14 protein-coding genes are annotated in these 23731 nt (G+C 71.2%); 11 read left to right on the forward strand and 3 right to left on the reverse strand.

All coding sequences use genetic code 11. The annotated features are described in order from the left end of the window. The first annotated feature begins 33 nt into the window (after positions 1–33). Positions 34–528: a hypothetical protein gene (locus AB0F52_RS44625; RefSeq protein WP_360184386.1), complete on the forward strand. Its 495-nt coding sequence runs from the start codon at positions 34–36 to the stop codon at positions 526–528. Next, positions 525–1586 (forward strand): LLM class flavin-dependent oxidoreductase, encoded by a 1062-nt coding sequence (locus tag AB0F52_RS44630; protein WP_360184389.1) that lies wholly within the window; start codon positions 525–527, stop codon positions 1584–1586. The genes AB0F52_RS44625 and AB0F52_RS44630 overlap by 4 nt, the downstream gene beginning before the upstream one ends. 14 nt (positions 1587–1600) lie before the next feature. On the opposite strand, the gene AB0F52_RS44635 is transcribed toward AB0F52_RS44630, so the two are convergent. Further along, the gene (locus tag AB0F52_RS44635; RefSeq protein WP_360184392.1) at positions 1601–3553 is read right to left on the reverse strand and encodes a hypothetical protein; all 1953 of its coding nucleotides are present in this window, start codon (positions 3551–3553) and stop codon (positions 1601–1603) included. Positions 3554–3770: 217 nt separating this feature from the next. Here AB0F52_RS44635 and AB0F52_RS44640 point away from each other — a divergent pair, with 217 nt between their 5' ends. The 7 genes from AB0F52_RS44640 (at position 3771) to AB0F52_RS44670 (ending at position 15707) form a co-directional block, all read left to right on the forward strand. After that, positions 3771–4871 carry an ROK family protein gene (locus tag AB0F52_RS44640; RefSeq protein ID WP_360184395.1) on the forward strand — a complete coding sequence of 367 codons (1101 nt, stop codon included), beginning with the start codon at positions 3771–3773 and terminating at the stop codon, positions 4869–4871. Between the two features lie 166 nt (positions 4872–5037). Beyond that, a complete protein-coding gene (locus AB0F52_RS44645) occupies positions 5038–5994 on the forward strand; it encodes a sugar ABC transporter permease (protein ID WP_360184398.1) in 957 nt (318 codons plus the stop codon). Between the two features lie 26 nt (positions 5995–6020). Then, the gene (locus tag AB0F52_RS44650; protein WP_360184401.1) at positions 6021–6872 is read left to right on the forward strand and encodes a carbohydrate ABC transporter permease; all 852 of its coding nucleotides are present in this window, start codon (positions 6021–6023) and stop codon (positions 6870–6872) included. 27 nt (positions 6873–6899) lie between these two features. Then, a complete protein-coding gene (locus tag AB0F52_RS44655; RefSeq protein ID WP_360184404.1) occupies positions 6900–8210 on the forward strand; it encodes an extracellular solute-binding protein in 1311 nt (436 codons plus the stop codon). A gap of 7 nt (positions 8211–8217) precedes the next feature. Beyond that, on the forward strand, positions 8218–12381 hold the full coding sequence (locus AB0F52_RS44660; protein WP_360184406.1) for a glycoside hydrolase family 38 C-terminal domain-containing protein: 4164 nt from the start codon (positions 8218–8220) through the stop codon (positions 12379–12381). Positions 12382–12537: 156 nt separating this feature from the next. Beyond that, positions 12538–14385, forward strand: coding sequence for a phosphatase PAP2 family protein (locus tag AB0F52_RS44665; protein WP_360184408.1), 1848 nt, complete (start codon positions 12538–12540; stop codon positions 14383–14385). After that, a complete protein-coding gene (locus tag AB0F52_RS44670; protein ID WP_360184411.1) occupies positions 14382–15707 on the forward strand; it encodes a jacalin-like lectin in 1326 nt (441 codons plus the stop codon). The genes AB0F52_RS44665 and AB0F52_RS44670 overlap by 4 nt, the downstream gene beginning before the upstream one ends. Here the strand turns inward: AB0F52_RS44670 and AB0F52_RS44675 are convergent. After that, the gene (locus AB0F52_RS44675) at positions 15692–16408 is read right to left on the reverse strand and encodes a serine/threonine protein kinase (protein ID WP_360184413.1); all 717 of its coding nucleotides are present in this window, start codon (positions 16406–16408) and stop codon (positions 15692–15694) included. The two genes, AB0F52_RS44670 and AB0F52_RS44675, sit on opposite strands and share 16 nt — an antisense overlap. A 100-nt stretch (positions 16409–16508) precedes the next feature. Further along, positions 16509–20558 carry a family 43 glycosylhydrolase gene (locus AB0F52_RS44680; RefSeq protein ID WP_360184415.1) on the reverse strand — a complete coding sequence of 1350 codons (4050 nt, stop codon included), beginning with the start codon at positions 20556–20558 and terminating at the stop codon, positions 16509–16511. A gap of 268 nt (positions 20559–20826) precedes the next feature. Here AB0F52_RS44680 and AB0F52_RS44685 point away from each other — a divergent pair, with 268 nt between their 5' ends. Together AB0F52_RS44685 and AB0F52_RS44690 are read left to right on the forward strand one after the other, a co-directional pair. After that, positions 20827–22206: a glycoside hydrolase family 43 protein gene (locus AB0F52_RS44685; RefSeq protein WP_360184417.1), complete on the forward strand. Its 1380-nt coding sequence runs from the start codon at positions 20827–20829 to the stop codon at positions 22204–22206. Between the two features lie 21 nt (positions 22207–22227). Continuing rightward, the gene (locus AB0F52_RS44690; protein ID WP_360184420.1) at positions 22228–23670 is read left to right on the forward strand and encodes an RICIN domain-containing protein; all 1443 of its coding nucleotides are present in this window, start codon (positions 22228–22230) and stop codon (positions 23668–23670) included. Positions 23671–23731: the final 61 nt, after the last annotated feature.

Below are 23731 nucleotides of genomic sequence, written 5' to 3' on the forward strand. Positions count from 1 at the left end.
CTTTGAAATTTGAAGCTACCAGGGAGGAACCCCATGACATCCGATCCGACCGGAACCGGCGCCCCGGTCCCGCACGAGCGCCTGCGCGAGCTGGACTTCTTCGTGGGCGGCTGGGACGCGCCCGGCGTCTTCCACGAAACCCCGTTCGGCCCGCGCAAGCCGATCCGGATGCGGATCGACGGCGTCCGGGAACAGCGCGGCTTCTGGATCACGCTCGGCACGGCCGAACTGCCGACCCCGGAGAACCCGGCCCCGCTGAGTGCCCGCTACGTGTGGGGCTACGACCCGGCCGCCGGTGAATTCGTCGCCGACTGGTACGACAGCAACGGCGGACGCGCTGTCCAGCGCTCCGCGGGCTGGGTGGGCGACCGGTTGCGGTTCCTGGGAACCATCACCGTGAACGGCGCCACCGTGCCCCTGCGCGACACGTTCACGCGCCGGGGCCCCGACGCGTACCACCACGTGGGCGAAGTCCACCTCGGCGAGGGCTGGCTCCCGGTCGACGAAGAGGAAGCGGTCCGAGTGTGAGCCGGCCGGTCGACATCGGGATCGCGTCGCTGGCCGACGTCCAGCCGGTCACCGTCGACGGGACCCGCCGCACGCACCCGGGCCGCGTCGAGCAGATCGTGTCGCTCGCCGTGCTGGCCGACGAGCTCGGGCTGGATCACTTCGGGCTGGGCGAGCACCACAACCCCGGCTTCGCGGTGTCCTCCCCGGCGGTCGTGCTGGCCGCGATCGCGTCGAGGACGACCCGGGTGCGGCTGACCAGTTCCGTCACCACCCTGAGCGCCCTCGATCCGGTCCGGGTCTACCAGGACTTCGCCACGCTCGACGTGCTGAGCGCGGGCCGCGCCGAGATCACCGCGGGCCGCAGCGCCTATCCCGAACCGTTCCGGCTCTTCGGCGTGCCCCTCCGCGACTACGACGACGCGTTCGAGGAGAAACTCGGGCTGCTGCTGAAGATCCGGGCACGACCGGCCGTCACCTGGGAGGGCCGGTTCCGTGCTCCGCTCGATGACGCGGCGATCCTGCCGAGGGCCGTGCAGGAGCCCTTGCCGGTGTGGCTGGGCGTCGGGGGCACCCCGGCCAGCGCGGCCCGCGCCGGAAGACTGGGACTGCCGATGATCCTGGGATACATCGGCGGGACACCGGCGCACCTGCGCCGGCTGGCGGACGTCTACCGCGAGGCCGGCGACCGTGCCGGGCACGCGGACGACCTGCGGCTGGGCGTCGCGCTGCACTACTTCGGCGCGCCGAGCACGCCGGAGGCGATGTCGACCTATCCCTACTACCGGGACTTCCTGCGCCCCAAGCACCCGGGTGGCGGTGGCTTCCCGGTCACGTCCGAGCAGTTCGAGCTGGGGATGCGGGCCGGAGGGCACCTGATGATCGGGACCACCGAGCACGTCTCGGCCAAGCTCGCGGAGCTGCACGACGTGCTGCGGTTCGACCGGGTGCAGGCGCTGGCCGACTGGGGCGGGTTGCCGGCCGAGGCGGTGGCCGGCTCGCTGCACCGGCTGGGCGAGGAGATCGCACCGGCACTACGCCGGCACGTCGGCGAACGCACGACCGCACCGGCCGGGTGAGCGGCTCGGTGCCGTCATGGCCGCGCCGTCACCCGGAGGATCGGTTCCCCGTCCGCGTCGCCCGCGGGATCGCCGACGACGACCGAGAAGCCCGGCGCGTCGATCACCAGGCCGTCCACCGATTCCCGCACCCCGACAGTGAAGGGGACATCACCGTGCGGGCCGTACCGCACCGCGAAGACCGCTGATCCCGCCGGGGAATCCGGCAGCGGGCCCGCGAGGACGTGGTTCGTGTCGGTCACCCGGTGCCAGCCCGCGTCCGGGTTTCCGTAGCCGCGGGGATCGTCGGCCAGGGAGAACGCCAGCTGCTCCTGGGTCAGGCCGATCGTTTCCGGGCTGTTGAAGCTCGTCCGGCCCGCCGGGGGATTGACCACCCGCAGCGACGCCCCCGACGTGATGGCCAGGCTGCCCGCGTGCAGCGTGCCGCCGGTGTGCAGCACCGCGCCGGGCTCGCTCAGGTCGAACGGCTCTCCGCCCGGCGAAGTCACCGTGACGATCTTGCGTTGGCCCGCTTCGGTTTCCTCTGCATAAGGCAGCCCGGCCAGGAACTCGCACCCGGCCGCCGGGACCACCGCGAACAGCGTCACCCGCCGCTCCTCGGCCACGAAGAGCTGCTGGACGCTCAACAGCACCTGCTCCCGCGTCACCACCGCCTTGGTCACCAGCTGGGCCACGACATCGCCGTCGCGGGCGTCGCGGATGCGCAACGGGCCGAGCGGGCGGGTGAGCAGCGTGCGCTCCAGGACCGGGCCGATGCCGTGCTGGCCGGCCAAGACCGGCTCGATCACCACGGCCCGGCCCGCGTCGATCAGGTACGGCGTGTGGCTGCCCGTCAGTGACACGGACGCGGCGCGGTGGCGCAGCGAATACGGTGTCACGGCCGGGAACGACGGCGTCCGGTGCCACTTGCTGTCGTCCTGGTACAGCCACACCGTCGTGAACGCGAAGTGCCCGCTCGGCGCGCCGGTCCGCGCCGCCGGGTAGTAGGCGACGCGCCGGTCGCCCAGGTAACGGCCGAGGTCGGTGGCCAGGTGCGCGCCGAAGTAGCGGAGGCCGAGCAGGCCTTCGGCGCCGCAGTGCTGCTCGCTGTAGCGCGGACCGCCGTAGTCGAAGCCGCGCGCCGAAAGGCGGCAGTCGAGGTGACGGGCGATCTCCGCGCCGTCGTCGAGGAACAGCCGGTCGGCCGTGACCCGGTGGGCCTGGGCCAGGAAGGACAGCGAGATCGGCAGGTAGTTCTGGTCGTGGCCGGCGCCGTGCTCCGCCGGCAGCGCGAAGCCGCGGTCGGTCACGCGCGACGGCCGGATCACGTCGGTGTAGAGCCGCATGGCCGCCGTCGTGACGCGCTTGCCCTCGCGGTCCCGGGAAACCGCGTCGAGGTGGCGGCCGAGCATCAGGCCCGCGACGATCGCGCCGAGGGCCTGGTTGCCCGTCTGCTGGGGGTTGAACATGCTCGCTTCGGTCAGCCACCGCCAGTACCCGAGCGCCAGCTCGGTCGCCTCGGCGTACTGGTCGCCGGTGAGCAGGCCCTCGCCGAGCTCCAGGACGTTGACCGCGTGCAGCATCGCCCACACCGTGCTCGGCCAGTCACCGAAGGGGTGCTCGCCGTCTCCGGGCATGTACCGGGCGTACGGCAGGCCGCTGTGGCGGACGCGCAGGAACGGCTCGCCGGGGTCGTCGCGCCGGAACACCCGGTGCGCGAGGAAGAAGTCCAGGCCCCGGCGCACCGCGTCGGTGACCGCCGGATCGCCGGGCATCCCGCGCTGCCGGGCGAGGCAGAGCAAGGAGATCACGCCGAGGCCCATGTCCCCGACGTCGTCGTCGGCCGCGGGGTCCTCGAAGTTGCCGTCCGGCTGCTGCGCGGCCAGCGCGTCGGCCGCCGCGGCGGCCAGGACGGCGTCGAGGTGGGCGGGATCGTCGGGCAGGTCGTGCGAGCTCGCGTGCTGGCTCGGCAGCAGGATCGGATCCATCCGCTTCGCAGCCTCCCTGCCGTCCTGGGCGCCGGACCGGTCGACGTGGTCGGGAAAGCGCTTTCCCGAGCCTTGCCCTTGGTGGGCCGGAAAAACGATGATGCGGCTGGGACCCGCACTTGGTTAAGTAGTAAACAAACGAACCCGTACGTTGTCAACGGCACGGAGCGCGGACGGCGGGCGTTCGACAGTTTCACCTCGGCGAAAGCAGGTGCAGATGGCGAAATCGGGCATCGGTGACCGGGCCGGCGAAGTCTTCGCCGCGCTGGCGGCCGCCGGCCAGGCCACCCGGCCACAGCTCGCGGTGGCGTGCGGGCTGTCGAAACCGACGGTTTCCCTGGTGATGGCGGAGCTTGAATCCGCGGGCCTCGCCGAGCGCAGCGGCAGCTCGTCCGGCGCCACCGGGCGGACCGCAGCGGTCTACCGGCTGGGCCCGCGGGCCGGGTACGTGCTGGCGGTGGACCGCGGATCGACGCAGGTCGCGCTGCGGGCGACCACCCTTGGCGGGGAGCTCCTCGACGAGGACCAGACGTCGAGGCCCGCCTCGGCGGCGGACATGGTGAAAGAGGTGCTCCGCCGCGGAAGCGGGCGCGGTCCGCTTCGTGCCGTGGTGGTCGCCGTGTCCGAAGTGGTCTCCCCGCCCGGCCGCGGCGATCCGGCGACCATGGCGCGGATCTCCGGCGCCGTGGCCGCGCTCGGGCTGCCCGGCGGCGCGGCCGTGCACACCGAGAACAACGTCAACTGCGCGGCCATCGCCGAACTGGCCGAAGGGGCGGGCGAGGACCACGACAGCTTCGTGTTCCTGCAGGTCGGCGTGGCGATCGGAGCGGGTGTGGTGCTCGGGCGGCGGCTCGTGCGCGGGGCCAGCGGCGCGGCGGGGGAGGTCGCCCGGCTGGCCTACCCGTGGGCGGACGACCGGCCGCCGGTGCGGGACGCGCTCGAAGCGCGGCTCGGTTCGCGGGAACTGCTGCGCCGTGCCCGGGAACGCCGCCCGGACCCGGCGCCGAAGACGGCCGCCGCGCTGTTCGCGCTGGCGGAGAAGGGTGACCCGGTCGCACTCGGAATCGTCGCGGAACACGCCGAAGCCGTCGGGAACCTGGCCGCGTCGATCTGCGCGGTCGTCGATCCCGGCCTGGTCGTGCTGGGCGGCGGGGTGGGGCGCAACAAGCTGCTCCGGCCGGGTGTCGTGGCCACCGTCGAGCGGCTGAGCTGGCCGGCCGAAGTCGTGGTGAGCGAGCTGGGTGCCCGCGCGACCGTGCTCGGGGCCGCGCACCTGGCCAGGGAGAAGGGCATCCGTGCGGTGCTCGAGGAGGGGTGAGCGGCCCGCCGTTGACAGCGGCGGAGCGCCCTGCCTAGAGTGCCGAGAAAGCGCTTCCAGCTCCCTGGGACGGAACCACTGGAACCGCGTGCGTCGGAAGAAGTGCCACGGCAGCCGCCCGGTTCAGGAGCGCTGCCGGTCCACGCTGGAGTCCCGGGAGCAGCCGATGTCAGCCGAAGCCGCAACGCACCCTGTCGAAGCCGGGAGCCCACCGGCGGCGAAACCCGCGCCCGTCCGGCGCCGCCGGAAGCGGCACAAGGACAACCTGGCGGCGTACCTGTTCCTGTCGCCGTGGTTCCTCGGGATCTTCGGGTTCGTCCTGCTGCCGATGGCGTACTCGCTGTACCTGTCGCTGACGAAGTTCGACCTGCTGAGCTCGCCGCAGTGGGTGGGCTTCGACAACTACCTGGCGATGTGGCAGGACGAGAAGTTCCTGCACTCGGTCAAGGTGACGCTCACCTACGTCGTCGCTTCGGTGCCGCTGAAGCTCGCGGTCGCGCTCGTCGTCGCCGCGGTGCTGAACCGGGGCCTGCGCGCGTTGGGGTTCTACCGCTCGGTCTTCTACCTGCCGTCGCTGCTCGGCGCGAGCGTCGCGGTGTCGGTGATGTGGCGCCAGATCTTTTCGCAGCAGGGCCTGCTGAACCAGATCCTCGCGATCTTCGGCATCCGCGGTGCGGACTGGATCGGGGACCCGCGGTTCGCGCTGTGGACCCTGGTCCTGCTGTCGGGCTGGCAGTTCGGCACTCCGATGCTGATCTTCCTCGCCGGGCTCAAGCAGATCCCGAAGGACCTGTACGAAGCCGCGGAGCTGGACGGTGCCGGCCGGATCCGGATGTTCTTCCGGATCACCGTGCCGATGCTCTCCCCGGTGATCTTCTTCAACCTGGTCCTGGAGACGATCAACGCGTTCCAGACCTTCACCCCGGCCTACGTCGTCAGCGGCGGGCTGGGCGGGCCGATCGACTCGACCATGCTCTACACGCTTTACCTCTACCGCAAGGGGTTCTCGAGCCTGCAGATGGGCTACGCGTCGGCGATGGCGTGGGTCCTGTTCGTGGTGATCGGCCTCTTCACCGCGCTCTACTTCGCGTCTTCACGGCGCTGGGTCACGTACGCGGACTGAACCCCGACCGGGCAGAAAGGACCGAAATGACCGCCGAGATCAGGCAGGCACCGGCGAAGACCCACTGGCGCGCGCACGGGGTGCTGCTCGCCGGGGTCGTCGTGATGATCTACCCGCTGGTATGGCTGGTCGGGGCTTCGTTCAAGCCGGAGAACCAGATCTTCAGCACGCTCGACCCCATCCCGTGGCACTTCACCCTCGGGAACTACCTCGGCGGCTGGACGGCGACGGGCACGTCGTTCACCGTCTACCTCGCGAACTCCGCGACCATCGCGCTCTGCGTGGTGATCGGCAACATCGCGTCCTGCTCGCTCGCCGCCTACGCGTTCGCCCGGCTCGACTTCGCGTTCCGCAAGATCTGGTTCGGGCTGATGCTCGGCACGCTGATGCTGCCGTTCCAGGCCACGATGATCCCGCAGTACACGATCTTCTACAAACTCAACTGGATCAACACGTTCCTGCCGCTGGTGGTCCCGCAGCTGCTCGCGTGCGACGCGTTCTTCATCTTCCTCATGGTGCAGTTCATCCGGGGCATTCCCCGCGAACTGGACGAAGCAGCCGCCATCGACGGCGCCGGGCACGCCCGCGTCTTCTTCTCGGTGATCCTCCCGCTCCTGCGCCCGGCCCTGCTGACCACCGGCGTCCTGACGTTCATCTGGACGTTCAACGACTTCCTCCGCCAGCTGGTCTACCTGTCCGACAAATCCCGGTACACGGTCCCGCTGGGTCTCAACTCCTTCATCGACCGGGCGAGCGGCTCCAGCTACGGCGGGATGCTCGCGATGTCGGTCGTCACCCTGGTGCCGACGGTCGCGGTGTTCCTGATCTGCCAGAAGCGCCTGGTCGACGGCGTCGCCAACTCCGGCATCAAAGGCTGAACCCCCACAGCAGAAAGTGAGACCGCCATGGCACAGCACCTGTCCAGGAGGGGATTTCTCGGGATCGCCGGGGCGGGGGTGGCCTCGGCCGCGCTCGCCGGCTGCGGTTTCGCGCCGCCGAGCAGCGGCTCGGGCGCCGGGAACAACGCCCTGACCTTCCGCTGGTGGGGCGGCAACGCCCGCAACGACGCCTACCAGAAGGCGGTGAAGCTCTTCACCGACAAGACCGGGATCGCCGTCACCACCCAGTACTCCGGCTACGACGGGTACTTCGACAAGCTCAACACCGAGTTCGCCGGCGGCAACCCGCCCGACATCTTCCAGATGGACACCGCGCTCGTCAGCACCTACGCCGGCCGGAACGTGCTCACCGATCTGGGCACCTACGTCCCCGCCACGATCGGGCTGGACACCCTCTACGCGCCGTTGCGCACGGCGGGCACCGTCAAGGGCAAGACCTACGGCGTCGCTTCCGGCTCCGGCAACGCCCCGGTGCTCTACGACAAGACGGTCTTCGACCAGCTCAAGATCACCGCTCCGACCAGCGACTGGACGTGGCAGGACTTCGGCACCATCGCCACCGAGATCTCGAAGGCGTGGGGCCCGGACAAGTACGGCGCGCTGGACGCGTCGAAGGACGACTCGGGTGCGCTGCAGCCGTGGCTGCGCCAGCGCGGCAAGGACCTCTACACCGCCGACCAGACCCTCGGGTTCGGTCCCGAGGACCTGACCGAGTGGTTCACCTTCTGGGACGGCCTGCGCAAGGCCGGCGCGGTCTGCCCGCCGACGTTGCTGAGCAACACCGACGCGGCGACCGGCACCCACCCGTTCATCACCGGGCAGATCGCGATGACCACCGGCTGGGGGCTCGCCCAGATGCAGCCGCTGACCCAGCACGAGCTGAAGCTCGTCGTCGTGCCCCGCGAGAACGGCAAGACGGGCCAGGCCTTGTCCGGCGGCGTCCTGCTGTGCATCCCGGTGAAGAGCAAGAACGCCGACGGCGCGGCGAAGCTGATCAACTTCTTCCTCAACGACGACGACGCGATCAAGACGATGAAGCTGCAGCGTGGGCTGCCGCCGTCGGACAAGGCGAAGAACCTCCTCGCGCCGACCGCCACGGCTCCCGAAAAGGCGGACATGGAGTTCGGCGAGTACGTGGCCGCGCAGGTCGCCAAGGACGGCCTGCCGACCGCGCCCACCGCGCCGCCGGGCTACGGCGACGTCAAGACCGCGCTCGACTCGGCGGCCAAGCAGGTCGCGTTCGGCAAGATGTCGATCGCGGCCGGTGTGACGCAGTTCTTCAGCGACGCCAAGGCGGCGCTCGCCAACGCGAAGTAGGGGAAGCGTGCGCATCACCGCCGTGCGGGGCACCGATCTGTTCGTCGGCTCCGCGGCCGCGGCCCGGCAGGTGGTCCGGGTGACCCTCGCCGGGCCGCGGGCGCCGGTGCGGGTGCGGGTCGAGGGCAAGCGGGTGTCCACGCCGGACCCGGTCACCGCCGACGTCCACCCGGACGGCGTCACCGTGGAAGTCGGCGTCGTCTTCCAGGCGCCGGAAGGCTCCGAGCACCGGGTCACCGTGGTCGCGGAGTCGGCCGGGCAGCGCGTCACGGCGGAGGCGGACCTCGTCGTCGCGGAGACCGGCTGGACGATGTGGATGGTGTCGCACTTCCACTACGACCCGGTGTGGTGGAACACCCAGGCCGGCTTCACCGACACCTGGCTCGACCTGCCGCTGGCGCAGGAGAAGCGGATGAACTTCCAGCGCTCGGCGTTCGACCTCGTCCGCGCGCACCTGGAAGCCGCGCGCGACGACGAGGACTACCGGTTCGTGCTGGCCGAGGTCGACTACCTCAAACCGCACTGGGACACCTTCCCCAGCGACCGCCAGGACCTGCGGCGGTTCCTCCGCGACGGCCGGATCGAGCTGGTGGGCGGCAACTACAACGAGGCCAACACGAACCTGACCCACCCGGAATCGACGATCCGCAACGCCGTCTACGGCGTCGGCTACCAGCGGGACGTCCTCGGCGGCGACCCGCGCTCGGCGTGGATGCTCGACGTGTTCGGCCACGACCCGGCCTACCCGGGGCTGATGGCCGACGCCGGCCTGGAGTCCAGTGCCTGGGCGCGCGGGCCGTGGCACCACGTCGGGGCAAAGCGGCACACCGGCGACATCGGCCGGATGCAGTTCCCGTCGGAGTTCGAATGGATCTCGCCGAGCGGGCGGGGCCTGCTGACCGCCTACATGGCCGACCACTACGTCGCGGGCTGGGGCATCGAGCGCCAGGACACCCTCGAAGAGGCGATGGAGGAGGCCTACCGGCAGTTCAGCACGCTGCGGCAGGTGGCCGCCACGCGCAACGTGCTGCTGCCGGTCGGGCACGACCACAACATCCCCTCGCGGTTCTGCACCGAGATCCACCGCACCTGGAACGCCCGGTACGTCTGGCCGCGGTTCGTCGTCGGCCTGCCCCGGGACTTCTTCGCCGCGGTCCGCGCGGACGCGGCGGCGCGCGGCACGCCGATCAGCGTGCAGACCCGGGACATGAACCCGGTCTACACCGGCAAGGACGTCTCCTACATCGACACCAAGCAGGCCCAGCGCGCGGCCGAGGTGGCGGTGCTCGACGGCGAGCGGGCGGCCACCCTCGCCGCCCTGCTCGGCGCGCCCTACCCCCACGAAGCCCTCGACAAAGCCTGGCGGCAGCTGGTCTACGGCGCCCACCACGACGCGATCACCGGCACCGAGTCCGACCAGGTCTACCTCGATCTGCTCACCGGCTGGCGCGAAGCGGCCGAACGCGGCGGCGAGGTCCTCGAAGGCGCGATCGCCGAAGTGGCCCGCCACGCCGACACGACCGGCGACGGCGTGGCCGTCTTCGTGCTCAACACGCTGTCCTGGGCCCGGGACGCGGTGACGTCGGTGACCGTGACTCCGGAAACCACGGGGGCGCGGGTGGTCGATCCGGACGGCCGCCCGGTCCCCGCCGTCACCGACGCGGTCGTGCGGCACCCCGACGGCTCCCTGGAAGAAATCACGCTGACCTTCCTCGCTTCCGCGGTGCCCGCACTCGGCTACCGGGTTTACCGGGTCGTCGACGCGGCCACCGTCCCGCCCGGCTGGACGGTCCGGCCGGGTCCGCTCACGATCGAGAACGACGTCTTCGCCGTCGAAGCCGATCCGGCGCGCGGGGGTGCGCTCAAGCGCGTCCACGACCGGCGGACCGGCCGCGAACTGCTGCGGGACGGCGGGCTCGCCGCCGGGCTGGTGGTCCAGGACGAGCACGCCGAGCACCCGGTGTGGGGCGAAGGGCCGTGGCACCTGCTGCCCAAGGGACCTGGTCACGGCCCCGGCGCGGCGGAAGTCGTCGTCGAGACCAGCCCGCTGGGGGAACGGCTCGTCGCGACCACGACGCTGGACGACCTGCGGATCACCCAACGTACGACGTTGTGGCGCGGAGTGTCCCGAGTGGACGTTCGCACCGAGGTCGACGGCTCGCTGGGGCAGGACCGGCTCCTGCGGGCCCGGTTCGACTTCGACGTCCCCGGCGCGCTCCCGGTCGCCGAGGTCGGGTTCGGCGCGATCGGCCGCTCGGCCGGCTTTCCCGACGTCGACGCGGCCGAGCACCTCTGGACGCTGGACACCCCGGCCCACACCTGGGCCGGGCTCTCGGCGACCGCCCGCATCGCGCTCGTCCGCGACGACGGCGCCCGGGCCACGCACGCCATCGGCGTCGCCGAAGTGGTCGAGCCCCTCGCTCCCGGGCTCGAGGTCCGGGCGTTGGTCGCGGCGCTGGCCGCGAAAGGCGTCACGGCGACCTGCACCCGCCCCGGCGGCCCGCGCTACGGCGCCCTCGACGCCGACTCGAACCTGCCCGACGTCCGGATCGTCGTGGGCGCGGACAACCCGTTCGCCGCCGAAGTCCTCGCCTCCGCCGAGCCCGGGTACCGGGCCGCCCTGGAACGCCACGGCCGGGTGTTCGTCCCGGCGACCCGGACCCGGCTTGAAGCCTGGGTCCCCGACGCCGATCTCCGAGGCCCGCGGGACCTGCCGGTGGTGATCATCGACGACGTCAAGGCCGCCGTCGCCGAGCTGCGCGCCGAGGCCACCCTCGACGTGCGGGTCCCCGGCGGGCTGGCCGGCACCGCCGAGCCCGCCGACGACTACTCCGTCGCGGTCGTCAACCACGGCACGCCCGGGTTCGTCGTGGACCCGGAAGGCACGCTGCACCTGTCGCTGATGCGCTCGTGCAGCGGCTGGCCCAGCGGGGTGTGGATCGACGGCGAACGCCGGACCGCGCCGGACGGCTCGAGTTTCGCCTGGCAGCACTGGACCCACACGTTCGATTTCTCGATCGTCGCCGGGGAGGGGGACTGGCGGGCCGCCGGTTTTCCCCGTGGCGCGCAAGAAACCGCGCACCCGCTTCAGACCCGTCAGGTTTCCGCCACCGAAGGCGCGCTGCCGCCCACGCTGAGCCTGATCTCGGTCGAACCCGCCGAAGTCGTGCTGACGGCGGCAAAACCCGCGGGCAACCCGCTCGCCTCGGGCTCGGTGATCGGTCCGTCGGACGCGATCACCTTGCGCGTGTACGAATCGACCGGGTCCCCGGCCACGGCGTCGATCGCGCTGCACGGCGGGATTCGTGCGGCCTGGCGCACCGATCTCCTCGAGGAGAACGGCGAACCGGTCGACGTCGACGAGGGACGCGCCCGCGTCGAACTCGGTGCCGCGGACGTGGCGACCCTCCGACTGGAACCCGCCACCCGCATGGGAACCGGCCGGGCCGTCGCCACCGAACCCGTGCAGCCGGTGCACACCCGGTACTGGCTGCACAACGAAGGGCCGGCACCGGTCGGCAACCTGCCGGTGAGCGTGCACGTGACGCCGACCCGGCTGACGCTCGACGACGGGCCGGCCCGGTTGGACGTCACGGTGAGCTGCAGCGGCCGTCCGGCTCGCGGCCGTGTCGAACTCGAGCTGCCCCCGGGCTGGCGGACCGAGCCGGTTCCGGACCTGGGCTATGACCTCGAGCCGGGGGAGCACGCGAGAACCACGGTCGAGGTACGGGGTCCCGACACGCCCGGCCGTTACCTGCTCGCCGCCCGGATCACCGGCGACCACGGGCAAATCCTCGAAGACACGGCGGAAATCCTGATCGGGACGCCGCCGTCGCGCGACGACCTGGTCGAGGTCGAACTCGGGCCCGGACCGATCACCGTCGGGCCGGGCGGCGGCGCCGAATTGCCGGTGTCGTTGACGAACCTGGCCCAGAGCGAAATCCGGGGCGGGATCGCGGTGATCAGCCCGTTCGGCACCTGGGCGGGTGAGCTGGCGATCGGCCCGCGGGCGCAGCCGTTCCGGCTCGAGGCCGGCGCGAGCATCACCACGGCGATCACCGTTCGCGCGGGGCACCCGGCCCGGCGCGGGGCGCACTGGTGGGTGCTCGTCCGCGTGACCGCCCACGGGCGGCTCGTGTACAGCCCCGCCGTCGAAGTCCGGATCGAGTGAATTCGTCGAATTCGTGATACCCCCGAAAAAGATCAGGTTACTGCCCGGCGAATTACTCCGGACGCTCCTTGACCGGGGGGCCGCCCGGCGCTGATCATTCCCGCATCGATTCCCCGCGCGCTTTTCCGGCCACGCGGGCCTTCCCAGGAGAACCAGTTGAGCCTCGCGCCCTTGGACCGGCGGACCTTCTTGCGTTGGTCCGCGCTCGTGCCCGCCGTCGCCGCCATGCCCGCCGTGCTGGGCGTGCCCGCGTGGGCGGAGGAGACGACGGCCTTCGTCGACACCTACCGCACGAACGTCCCGGCGAACCACACCCCGGAGACCAACGCCGCGGTCCGGATCCTGAGCGGGATGCAGCGGATCTGGCGTGCCGGATCCACTTGGGACAGTGGCGTCGTGCTCGACGCGGCGGTGCTGCGCGCGAACGTCCGGCACTGCGTCGCCGTCACCCGCTACCGGACCGACGCCGAAGCCAAGCGCGCCTTCGTCTACGACCGCCAGCACCAGTCCTACGCCGCCATCGGCGGCCTCGGCCCCCTTGCCGACCTCTACCGCAGCGGCGCCAAGGCCGTCACGAGCATCACCGCCGCGCCCGACGGCACGCCGCCGGCCAAGATCGACGACGCCGTCCCGGCGAACGCCCCGGCGGGCTCGGCCCTCGGCGCCGGTGCGCACGACTCGGAACTCGGCCTGGTCGCCACGCTCGTCGACACCGTCCGCGGGACCTTCGCCTCGGGCAACCCGAGCAAGGCCGCCTACCAGTACCCGCGGCCGTGGCGGCTGACCGCGGACAGCCGGGTCGAGGACACCGGCCGGACCGACGCGCTCGGGTTCCCGGTCTACCGGTCCGACGTGGTCGTCGCACCGCAGCTGCTGCGGCAGCGCAGCACGAACCCGGCTGACGACGGCGGCTTCCCCAGCGGCCACACCAACGCGTTCCACCTGGCCTGCCTCGCACTGGCCTACGCGGTCCCGGAGCGGTTCCAGGAGCTGGTGGCGCGCGCCTACGACCTGGCCGACACGCGGATCGTCGCCGGGATGCACTCGCCGGTCGACGTGATCGGCGGCCGGACCCTGGCCACCGCGCTCACCGCGGCGACGCTGGCCGACCCGGAGAACGCGGCGCTCAAGGCGGCGGCGCGCGAGCAGGCGCTGAAGTACTTCACCGCGAAGACCGGCACGACCGCGGACACGCTGTTCGCCCGGGCGCACACCGGCGCCGACGAATACGGCGACCGCCGCGCGAACGCCGCGATGGTCGCGCGGCGGGCGACCTACGGGCTGCCGGACCGGCCCACGCGCGCCGCGATGCGGGTGCCGAAGGGCGCCGAGGTGCTCCTCGAGACGCGGTTGCCGTACCTCGACGCGGCGCAGCGGCGGGAAGTCCTGCGCACGACGGCGTTCCCGGCCGGGCACCCGCTGCTCGACGGGCCCGAGCTCTGGGGACGGCTGAACCTCTTCGCCGCGGCCGACGGCTACGGCGCGTTCGACGCCGGCGTCCGCGTCACGATGGACGCCACGCGCGGCGGGTTCAGCGCCGATGACAGCTGGCGCAACGACATCGGCGGCGACGGTGGGCTCGTCAAGGCGGGCACCGGCACGCTGACGCTCGCCGGGGCCAACAGCTACCGCGGTGGCACCCGCGTCGAAGCGGGCACGCTGGTCGCGGCGACGCCGGGCGCGCTGGGCACCGGCGACGTCGAACTCGCCGGTGGTGCGCTGCGCGGGTCCGGCCTCCGGGCCGGCGGCTACCACCAGAGCGGCGGCACGCTGTCCGTCACCGCCGGACCGGCGGTGCTCGTGCGCGGCGAGGCCACGCTGGAGCGCGGCGTCCTGGAACTCCGGATCGACGGCTCCTGCCCGTGGCACGAGGTCGACGTGCTGTGCGCCGGGCGGCTGCGCGGCCGGTTCTCCGCCATCCGAGCCGACCGCCCGGGGTACCGGGTGGTTCCGCGGTACACGTCCACCGGTTTGTCCGTCCGAATCCTGCGGGAGTTCTCGTGAAGAAACACCTGGCCGTGCTGGCGCTCGCCGCCGCGGTGTCCACAGTGGTCAGTCCGGCGGCCGCGCACGCCGCCGACGGCAGCGGCAGCTTCTCGGTCCTGAGCTACAACGTCGCCGGCCTGCCCGAGAGCATCTCGAGCGCACCGACGCCGCGTGACCCCGCGACGACGGCGATCGGGCAGCGGATCGCTCCCTACGACATCGTGCACGTCGAGGAGGACTTCAACTACCACGCCAAGCTCTACGCCGCGGACAACCACCCGTACCGCACGCCCACCAGCGGCGGCGCGGGCATCGGCAGCGGGCTCAACACGCTGTCTTCGCTGCCCTACGACACCGATGACTTCGAGCGCGTCCGCTGGACGTCCTGCCAGCTCGACTCCGGGGACTGCCTGACCCCGAAGGGCTTCACCTTCATGCGGGTGCGGCTGGCCGAGGGCGTGTACGTCGACTTCTACAACGCGCACACCAACGCCGGGACGAACGACGGCGACGAGGCTTCGCGCGCGTCGAACCTGGCGCAGCTGACCGCGTTCATCCGGTCGCACTCGGCGGGCAACGCGGTGGTCGTCATGGGTGACACCAACACGCGCTACACCCGCGCGGCCGACACGATCGCCCAGTTCGGGGCGGACAACGGCCTCACCGACGCGTGGGTGAAGCTCGTGCGCGGCGGGGTCGCCCCCGCGCCCGGCAGCCCGGCGCTGCTGTGCGAACCGGTGGTCACCAACGACTGCGAGGTCGTCGACAAGGTGCTCTACCGCAGCAGCAAGCTCGTGTCGCTCGACGCGACCTTCTACAACAACGAGCACGCGAAGTTCCTCGACGGCGACGGCAAGATGCTGTCCGACCACGACCCGATCACCGTGCGGTTCGACTGGACGCGCAACCCGGCGCTGCGGCTGTCGGAGCAGTACGGCGGGCCGCACGGCGACTACTTCACCGACGTCCCCGCGGTGCCCGCGGGCGCCCGGGTGCGCACGCTCTCGCTGCGCAGCGGCTCCCGCGTCGACCAGCTCGGGGTGACCCTGGAGAACGGCACCACCCTGACCCACGGCGGCACGGGCGGGACGGCGGCGTCGCTCACGCTCGGCACCGGCGAGTACGTCACGACGGCGAGCCTGTGCCAGGGCAAGTACAGCAACACGACCCGGATCTTCTCGGCCCGGTTCACCACCAACCTCGGCCGCGTCCTCGCCGGCGGCTCGACGACCGGCGACTGCGTCACCCGCACGGCCCCGGACGGCTGGCAGATCGCCGGCTTCCACGGCCGCACCGGCGACGAGGTCGACAAGGTGGGGTTCGTCTACACGCAGCGGTAGTCGCCCGCGAGCGTCCGCCTCGCCCCGTCGTCCCGCGAGCCCGGACGGCGGGGCAAGGAGCTGTCGAACAGTTCTTCGGCCTCCGCCATCGTGGGCCGGGCCGCCGGGTTGGGGTGCAACAGCCGGAGCACGGCCTCGGCGACCGGGTGGTGCGCCGGCGTGTGCTCGGCGCCGGGTCGTCCCTGCAGCGCGGCGTAGAGGGTCGCGCCGAGGGAGTACACCTCCGCCGGGAAGTCGGGGAAGCCCCCGTCGAGCACCTCGGGGGCGTGGTAGGCGCGCGAGCCGGTCGCCCCGGCCACGATCCCGGCGTGTCCGTCGGCGGAGATGACGATGTGGTCCGGGTCGACGGCGGCGTGCAGGACGCCTTCGTCGTGCGCGGCCGCCAGCACCGCGGCCAGCTGGGCGCCGAACCGGGCGACGAGACCGGGGGCCAGCGTGCCGTGCTCGTCGAGCAGCTCGGTCAGCGTCCGCGCCCCCGGGTACTCGAGCACCAGGTAGGTGGTGCTGTCCTCGTCGACGACGTCACAGATGGCCGCCCGCGGCGCGGGGATGGCGGGCGCCGCGGGCGGCTCGTCGAACAGCGGCTTGACGGCGACGATCCGGTCCAGCCGTTCGTCCTGGGCGTGCCAGACCACCGTGCTCGGCCCGGCCGGGCCGAGCAGGCGGTACCGATCACCGATCAGTGTCCCTTCGCGCGCCACGTCGCCGTCCCTCCGTCGTCCACCGTCCTACTGGGGGATACGGCCGGAAAGCGAATCCGGTTCGCTTGATCGACACGATTTCCCCCGGCAGGGTGGGCGGTCACCTCAGCGGCCGGACACTCCCCAGCGTCGGCAGCACTTTGGCGATCGTCCCGTCCGCACCGAACCGCAGCCGGTCGATGGTCACTTCCCGATGCGTGCCGTCCCCACCCGGGATCGCGAACCGGTGGTAGGCGATGTACCACTCGTCCGTGCCCGGCCCCTGGACGATGCTGTGGTGACCGGTGCCGAGGATGCCGAGCGACGGGTCCTTCTCCAGGATCACGCCCCGGTTCACCAGCCCGGCACCCAGCGGGCTCGTCGCCGTCGCGTAACCGACGCGGTAGTTCTCGCTGCCCGTGTCGTCGATGGACCACGTCAGGTGGTACGTGCCGGCGCGCTTGGTCATGAACAGCCCCTCGCGGAAGCCGTCGAGGCCGGTCAAGCGGGTGATCTTCGCCGGGTCGTAGGACACCAGGTCGGCGTTCAGCGGCACGACGTAGGCGTCGCCGTTGCCCCAGTACAGGTAGGTCTGCCCGTCGTCGTCGGTGAACACCGCCGGGTCGATCGCCTGGCCGCCGGCCGGGTTCGCCGCGATCAGCGGCTTGCCCAGCGCATCGGTGAACGGGCCGGTGGGGGAGTCCGACACGGCGACGCCGATCTTGGCGTCCGCACAGAAGTAGAAGTAGTACTTCCCGTTCTTCCGCGTGATGGTCGGCGCCCACGCGCGGCTGTCCGCCCAGGAGACGTCCGGCCCGAGGTCGAGGATCTTCGGGTGCCGCGTCCAGGTGACGAGGTCCTTGCTCGACCACGCGTCGAACGTCGTGCCCGACCAGCCGGGGAAGCCGTCGGTCGTGGCGTAGATGTAGTAGGTGTCGCCGAAGCGGACGATGTTCGGGTCCGCGTTGAAGCCGGGCAGGACCGGGCTGTTCATCACCACCGCGCTGACCGTCCACGTCCGCCTCTGCCAGCCGGCGCCGACGACCGAATAGCCCACCGGGCCGGTGAAGTCCTGCCGCGAACCGTTGTGGGGGAACACCTGCGTGCCGTCGGCCACCTGCAGCACCGGCGCGAGGCGGCGCACGTCCGTGCCCGGCTTCACCGGCAGGACGATCGTGCCCTTCGCGCTGTCGATGATCGCGGGCACCTTGAGGGAATCGAGGGTGACCGAGCCGACGGCCGTCTCGTTGCCCGGCGCACCGAGCACCTCCTGGGCCGTCAGGCCGCGGTTCCACACGGTGAACCGGCGCATCTTGCCCTGGAAGTACTTGTCGGCACCGTAAGCCGACCGCCCGAGGTAGTTCGACGTCGTGATACCCGCGCCGAGGTCGCCGGGTTTCGCCGTGACACCGTCCCTGTGCGCCACTTCGACGCCGTTGTCGTAGAGCCGTGCCGTCCCGTTCGACAACGTGTACGTCAGGGTGTGCCAAGCGCCTCGGGACAGTGCCCGCTTGCTGTCGGTGTTCTGCTCGGTCGACCAGTTGCCGGCCGCGATCGCGGCCCGGTAGGTGTCCCCGGTCGCGAAGAGGTAGCCGTCGCCGGTGTTGTCGGTGCTGTTGCCGAGGTTCCAGAGGAAGTACGGCGTCTGCTGGGCGGGGTCGACCCACACCTGCGCCGACACCGTGATCCCGCTCAGGCCGCTCATGAGGTTGTTCGGCAGGGCGACGTAGCCGTCCTTGCCCGCGAAGGCGAGTCCGTCCGCCGAGCGCGTGACGCCGCCGTGCATCGAGGCGTCCCGGCCGTTCCCGGAGACGTCGGTGACGGTGTCGCCCCGGCCCGCCGCCGTGAGGTCGTAGTCGGCGACGACCCCCTTCTTGTCGGCCGTCATCGGCGGCGGTCCCTGCCGCAGCCGGGCGAGCTCGGCCTTCGTCACGGGGAGCACCGTGCCGTGGCGCGGGCTCTTCGGGAGCTGGTACTCGGCCGGGATCGTCCAGTTCGGCTTGGCGAGGGAGTCGGTGACGAACGGGACGTAACCGCGCCGGGGTGTCTCGTCCATGAAGGCGTAGAACTTGCTGCCGTCGTTGGACTTGAACGCCGTCGGGCCTTCCACCCAGTCGGTGCCGAGCTTCGTGCGGATGCAGTCGTCGACGAGCTGCCAGTTGCGCGGCTTGGTCGTCGGCAGGTCCACCGCGCGCAGGTTCTTCGACCGCTCGAGCACGATGTCGCGCTCGCAGGACCCGATGACCTTGCCGTCGGTGGTGAGCCGGTAGTAGTAGTCGCCGTCCTTGATGACGGTGGAGTCGATGACGCCTTCGCCGGGGTCGTTCCACACCTGGGGCTTGCTGAACGTCCGGAAGTCGCGGGTGGTCGCGTACATCATCCGCGGGTAGGTCGCGCCGGTGTGGTTGACGTCCGTGGGGGCGTAGGGGCTGGTGGCCCAGTAGACGACGTACGCGCCGATCGTGGGGTCGTAGGTCGCCTCGGGCGCCCAGGTCATGCCGGCCGTGTCGTCGGAGACGCGGACGTGGCGCTGGTTCGACCAGGTCACCAGGTCGGCCGACTCCCAGATCTCCAGGTACTGGCTGCCGTGGCGCTGCGCCTGGTCCCAGCCGCGGCCGTCGTTGATCTGCAGGTCGGTGGCGACGATGTAGAACCGGTCGCCCTCCGGGCTGCGGACGATGAACGGGTCGCGCACGCCGGTCTCGCCGTAGTTCGAGCGCAGGACGGGCCGGCCGCCGTTGAGCTCGTCCCAGTGCAGCGGGTCGTTCCCGCGGCTGGCCGCGAAGTGGATCTGCTCGGTGTCCTGGGTCGCCTCCCCGGTGAAGTAGGCGAACATGTACCCCTCGAGCGCCTCCTTCTTCGGCAGCGGCAGGACGGTGAGGGTGAAGGAGCGTTCCGCCGTCGCGTGACCCTTCGTCGCGCGAACCGTGAGACGCGCCTTCGCCGGCCGCGATCCGGCCGCGGGCCGGGTCACCTCGCCGGTGGCGGTGACGACGCGGGGGTCCTGGCTGCACCAGGTCAGCGTGACGTCGCGGGCGCCCTTGACCGGCAGGGTGATGTTGCCGCGGATCGCGTCCTGGTCGGGGAGGACGATGTCCGCGAGCGCGTTGTCGACCTTCTGCCGGTCGGTGATGTCCTGCGGCACCGTGACGGTGAAGGAGCGGTTCGCGGTCTGGCCGGCGTAGGAGACGGCCGCCGTCAGGGTCACCTTCGCGTTGCCGGCGCCGGGGGCGGGCCGTGTCACCACACCCGTCGCCGACACGACCGCCGGGTTGCTCGACGACCAGGTGATGGCCGAGCCGCCGGCGGCCGTTTTGGGCAGGGTGAGGTTGTCGGTGACGGCCGAGGTGTCGCCGAGGTCGAGGGCGGCCGCGTCGGCCGTCGCGCGCCCGGCGGCGGTGCGCTCGCCGAGGGCGCGGGCTTCGTCGGCGGTCACCGCGCGGTCGTAGACGCGGAAGTCGCGGACGCTGCCCTTGAGGTACTTGTCGCCATCGTAGACCGAGCGGCCCAGGTAGTCGGCGGTCGTGGTGCCGCCGCCGATCGAGCCGGGCGTGATCGTGATGCCGGTCTTGCGGGCGACCTCGATCCCGTCTTCGTACAGGACCGCGGTCCCGCCGCCGAGGGCGTAGGTGATCGTGCGCCAGCTGCCGCGTGAGAGGTTGCGTCCCGCGTCGGCGGTCTGTTCGGTGGACCAGTTGCCGGAAGCGATCGAGGCGCGGTAGGAGTCGCCCGTGGTGAACAGGTAGCCGTTCCCGGTGCCGCCCGTCGTGTTGCCGAGGCCCCACAGGAAATACGGCGTGCCCTGGTCGGCGGCGATGTTGACCTGAACCGAAACCGTGATGTCCGTGAGACCTCGCATGAGGTTGTCCGGCAGCCGGACATGCCCGTTGGTGCCGCCCAGGCGCAGGCCTTCGTCGCCCTGCCACGTCGTGTCGCCGCTGACGCTGGCGTTGCGGCCGTGGCCGGAAGCGTCGGGCACGGTCGTGCCGGAGCCGCCGGTGAGGTCGTAGCGCACGACCAGGCCGTCGTCCAGCGTTGCCGCATGGCCGGAAGTGGCCCAGACGGTGGTGGACGCCGCGGCCACGGCCAGCGTGGCGAGGACCGCGGTCAGCGGGCGGAACCGCCGGAAGAACTTCGGCGACGACGTCGTCGCCGAGAGTCGAACGGGCATACCGGTTCTCCAGGAGGTGGGCGCCGACGGCGCGGGAAAAGGGTGATGCGGCTGATTCCGGGACCTGGGAACGGTCGCCGAGCGCGGAGTGAGCGCTAACATAGCTGCCGATCCCCGCGGGGTCAATTGGCTGTTTTGCCTGGTGGTGTCCCGCGTCCGACGATCGGCCCCTTGACACCCTGTGGCGCGCGTCACCTACACTACGACCGCTTGTTAGCGCTAACAATCCTGTTTGTTGCCCGGTACTCGACGACGAGATGGGTGGACGATGATCAGTCGACGTGGACTGATGGCGGGCACGGCGGCAGCCGCGGTCGCCGGCGTGCTCGGCAGCAGGGCCGCGGCCCGCGCCCAGGCCGCCTCCGGCGGGTACGTCATGGCGTACTTCACCGAGTCGCCGTCGATGACGGGGGCCGACTACGGGCTGCACCTGGCGGTCAGCGCGGACGGCCTCGACTGGATGCCGCTCAACCAGAACAAGCCCGTGGTGACGCCGACGGCCGGCACCGGCGGGCTGCGCGACCCGTTCGTGCTGCGCAAGCAGGACGGCCGGTTCGTCGTGCTGGCGACCGATCTCAAGGGCACCGACTGGTCGCTGCAGAACCAGTACGTCCACGTCTGGGATTCGGCGGACCTGCGCGGGTTCACCGGCTACCGCCGGATCAAGCTGCATTCGATGGCGACGCACAGCTGGGCGCCGGAAGCGTTCTGGGACCCTTCGCGCAACCAGTACGCGATCATCTACTCGGCGGCCTACGGCGGCCACGACGTCATCATGGTCAACTACACCACCGATTTCGCGACGGTCAGTGCGCCACAGGTGTTCTTCGACCCCGGCCACGCGACGATCGACGGGACGATGGCCACCATCGGCGGCGTCAACTACCTGTACGTCAAGAACAACACCAACAGCACCCTGGTCGGCCAGCGCTCCGGGGCCCTGGCTCCCGGCAGCTTCACCACCTACAAGACGGGGATCTCACCCGGGCGGGGGGTGGAGGCGCCGCAGATCGTGCCCGCGCTGTCGGGCAACCGCTGGTACCTCTGGGGTGACACGTGGAGCCCCAACGGCCGGTTCTTCTGCTGGGAGACCACCGACGTGGCCGCCGGGAACTGGACGTTGCTGAACGACCGCGCCTACACGCAGCCGCTGAACTCCAAGCACCCCGGGATCACGCCGATCACGGCCGCGGAGCGGTCCGCCCTCGTCGCGCAGTGGGGCGCCCCGGCATGGCGGCGGCTCAAGTCCTACAACTTCCCGGACCGCTACGTCCGGCACGCGGACTCCGTCGGACGCATCGACGCCTATCCGTTCGACCCCTACTCCGACCAGCTCTGGAAGCTGGTGCCCGGGCTGGCGGACGCGACCGGCGTCTCGTTCGAGTCCGTCAACTACCCGGGCCGGTACCTGCGGCACAGCAACTACGAGCTGCACCTGGCGGCCGACGACGGCTCGGCGACGTTCAAGGCGGACGCCACCTTCCACCAGACGGCGGGGCTCGCCGACGCGAGCTGGTCTTCGTTCCGGTCGCACAACTATCCGGACCGCTACCTCCGGCACTACTCCTACGTGCTGCGGATCGACCCCCTCGGCAGCACGTCGTCCACTGTGGACAAGCAGGACGCGACTTTCCGCGTCGGCTACTGACACGCTTGAGAAGGAGCCGTGATGCTACGACGACGTGGCGCGGTCTTGTCCTCGCTCGTGCTCGTGCTTGTCACTCTGTTGCTCGGCGCACCCGGTGCGGGCGCCGCGACGGTGACGGTGACCAACGGGAGCCAGTTCACCGACACTTCCGGCGCCCTGGTGCACGCCCACGGCGGCGGGATGCTCAAGGTGGGCGCGTACTACTACTGGTTCGGCGAGAACCGCAACGCCGACGACACCTTCCGGGCCGTCTCGGCCTACCGCTCGACCGACCTGAAGACCTGGGAGTTCCGGGGCGACGTGCTGACGCAGTCGTCGGCGGCGGAGCTGGGCCGGGCGAAGATCGAACGGCCGAAGGTGCTCTACAACAGCTCGACCGGGCAGTACGTGATGTGGATGCACAAGGAAAACGGGGACGACTACGCCGAAGCGCGCGCCGCCGTCGCCACCTCCTCGACGGTCGACGGCGGCTACACCTACCGCGGCAGCTTCCGCCCGCTCGGTGCCCACATGTCGCGGGACATCACGCTGTTCAAGGACGACGACGGAACCGCGTACATGGCGTCCGCGGCGCGCGAGAACGCCGACCTCAACGTGTACCGGCTCACCGCCGACTACACCGGCGTCGCGGCGCTGGTGCGGACGCTGTGGCCCGGCTCGTACCGCGAGGCGCCGGCGATGTTCAAGCGCAACGGCGTCTACTTCATGCTCACCTCGGCGGCCACGGGCTGGCAGCCGAACCAGCAGAAGTACGCGACGGCCACCAGCGTCACGGGCACGTGGAGCGGGTTGGCGAACGTCGGCGACTCCACCGGTTTCGGCAGCCAGACCGCGTACGTGCTGCCCGTGCAGGGCTCGCAGGCGACCTCCTACCTCTACCTCGGCGACCGCTGGGCGGGTGCCTGGAACCGCCCGGTCAACGAGTCCCGGTACGTGTGGCTGCCGCTGAGTTTCCCCAGCGCCACCACGATGTCCATGAGCTGGTACCCGAAGGTGAGTGTCGACGCGGCGACCGGTGTGGTCGCGGGTGCCGGCACCGGCAGTGCGTACGAGTCGCTGGTAGCGCGCCACAGCGGCAAGTGCGCGGACATCCCGGGTTCGGCGCGCGACGACGGCGTGCAGCTGAAGCAGTACTCGTGCAACGGTGGCGGGAACCAGCAGTGGAGCGAGCTGGACCTCGGCAACGGGTACGTCAACCTGATCGCCCGGCACAGCGGGAAGTGCCTCGACGTCTCGGACGGCTCGACGGCGGACGGGGCCGCGGCGGTGCAGTGGACGTGCAACGGCGGCACGAACCAGCAGTGGCAGGCTCAGGCGGCCGACGGCGGGTACGTCCGGTGGGTGGCCCGGCACAGCGGCAAGTGCCTGGACGTCGTCTCCGCGTCGACGGCCGACGGCGCCGCCGTCAAGCAGTACCCGTGCACCGGCGTGACGAACCAGCAGTGGCAGCGGCGAGCGGCCTGAGCGGGCTCCGTTCGGCCCTTGACGACCGGAGAAGGGCTCGCTAGCTTTTTGCGAAACTCCT

Source organism: Amycolatopsis sp. NPDC024027 (assembly GCF_040638975.1).
GTDB lineage: Bacteria > Actinomycetota > Actinomycetes > Mycobacteriales > Pseudonocardiaceae > Amycolatopsis.

Excerpts from the sequence above, each read along its gene's own strand:
- AB0F52_RS44625 (WP_360184386.1), top strand. The coding sequence starts at position 34 with ATGACATCCGATCCGACCGGAACCGGCGCCCCGGTCCCGCACGAGCGC.
- AB0F52_RS44635 (WP_360184392.1), bottom strand. The coding sequence starts at position 3,553 with ATGGATCCGATCCTGCTGCCGAGCCAGCACGCGAGCTCGCACGACCTG.
- AB0F52_RS44640 (WP_360184395.1), top strand. The coding sequence starts at position 3,771 with ATGGCGAAATCGGGCATCGGTGACCGGGCCGGCGAAGTCTTCGCCGCG.
- AB0F52_RS44645 (WP_360184398.1), top strand. The coding sequence starts at position 5,038 with ATGTCAGCCGAAGCCGCAACGCACCCTGTCGAAGCCGGGAGCCCACCG.
- AB0F52_RS44650 (WP_360184401.1), top strand. The coding sequence starts at position 6,021 with ATGACCGCCGAGATCAGGCAGGCACCGGCGAAGACCCACTGGCGCGCG.
- AB0F52_RS44655 (WP_360184404.1), top strand. The coding sequence starts at position 6,900 with ATGGCACAGCACCTGTCCAGGAGGGGATTTCTCGGGATCGCCGGGGCG.
- AB0F52_RS44680 (WP_360184415.1), bottom strand. The coding sequence starts at position 20,558 with ATGCCCGTTCGACTCTCGGCGACGACGTCGTCGCCGAAGTTCTTCCGG.
- AB0F52_RS44685 (WP_360184417.1), top strand. The coding sequence starts at position 20,827 with ATGATCAGTCGACGTGGACTGATGGCGGGCACGGCGGCAGCCGCGGTC.
- AB0F52_RS44690 (WP_360184420.1), top strand. The coding sequence starts at position 22,228 with ATGCTACGACGACGTGGCGCGGTCTTGTCCTCGCTCGTGCTCGTGCTT.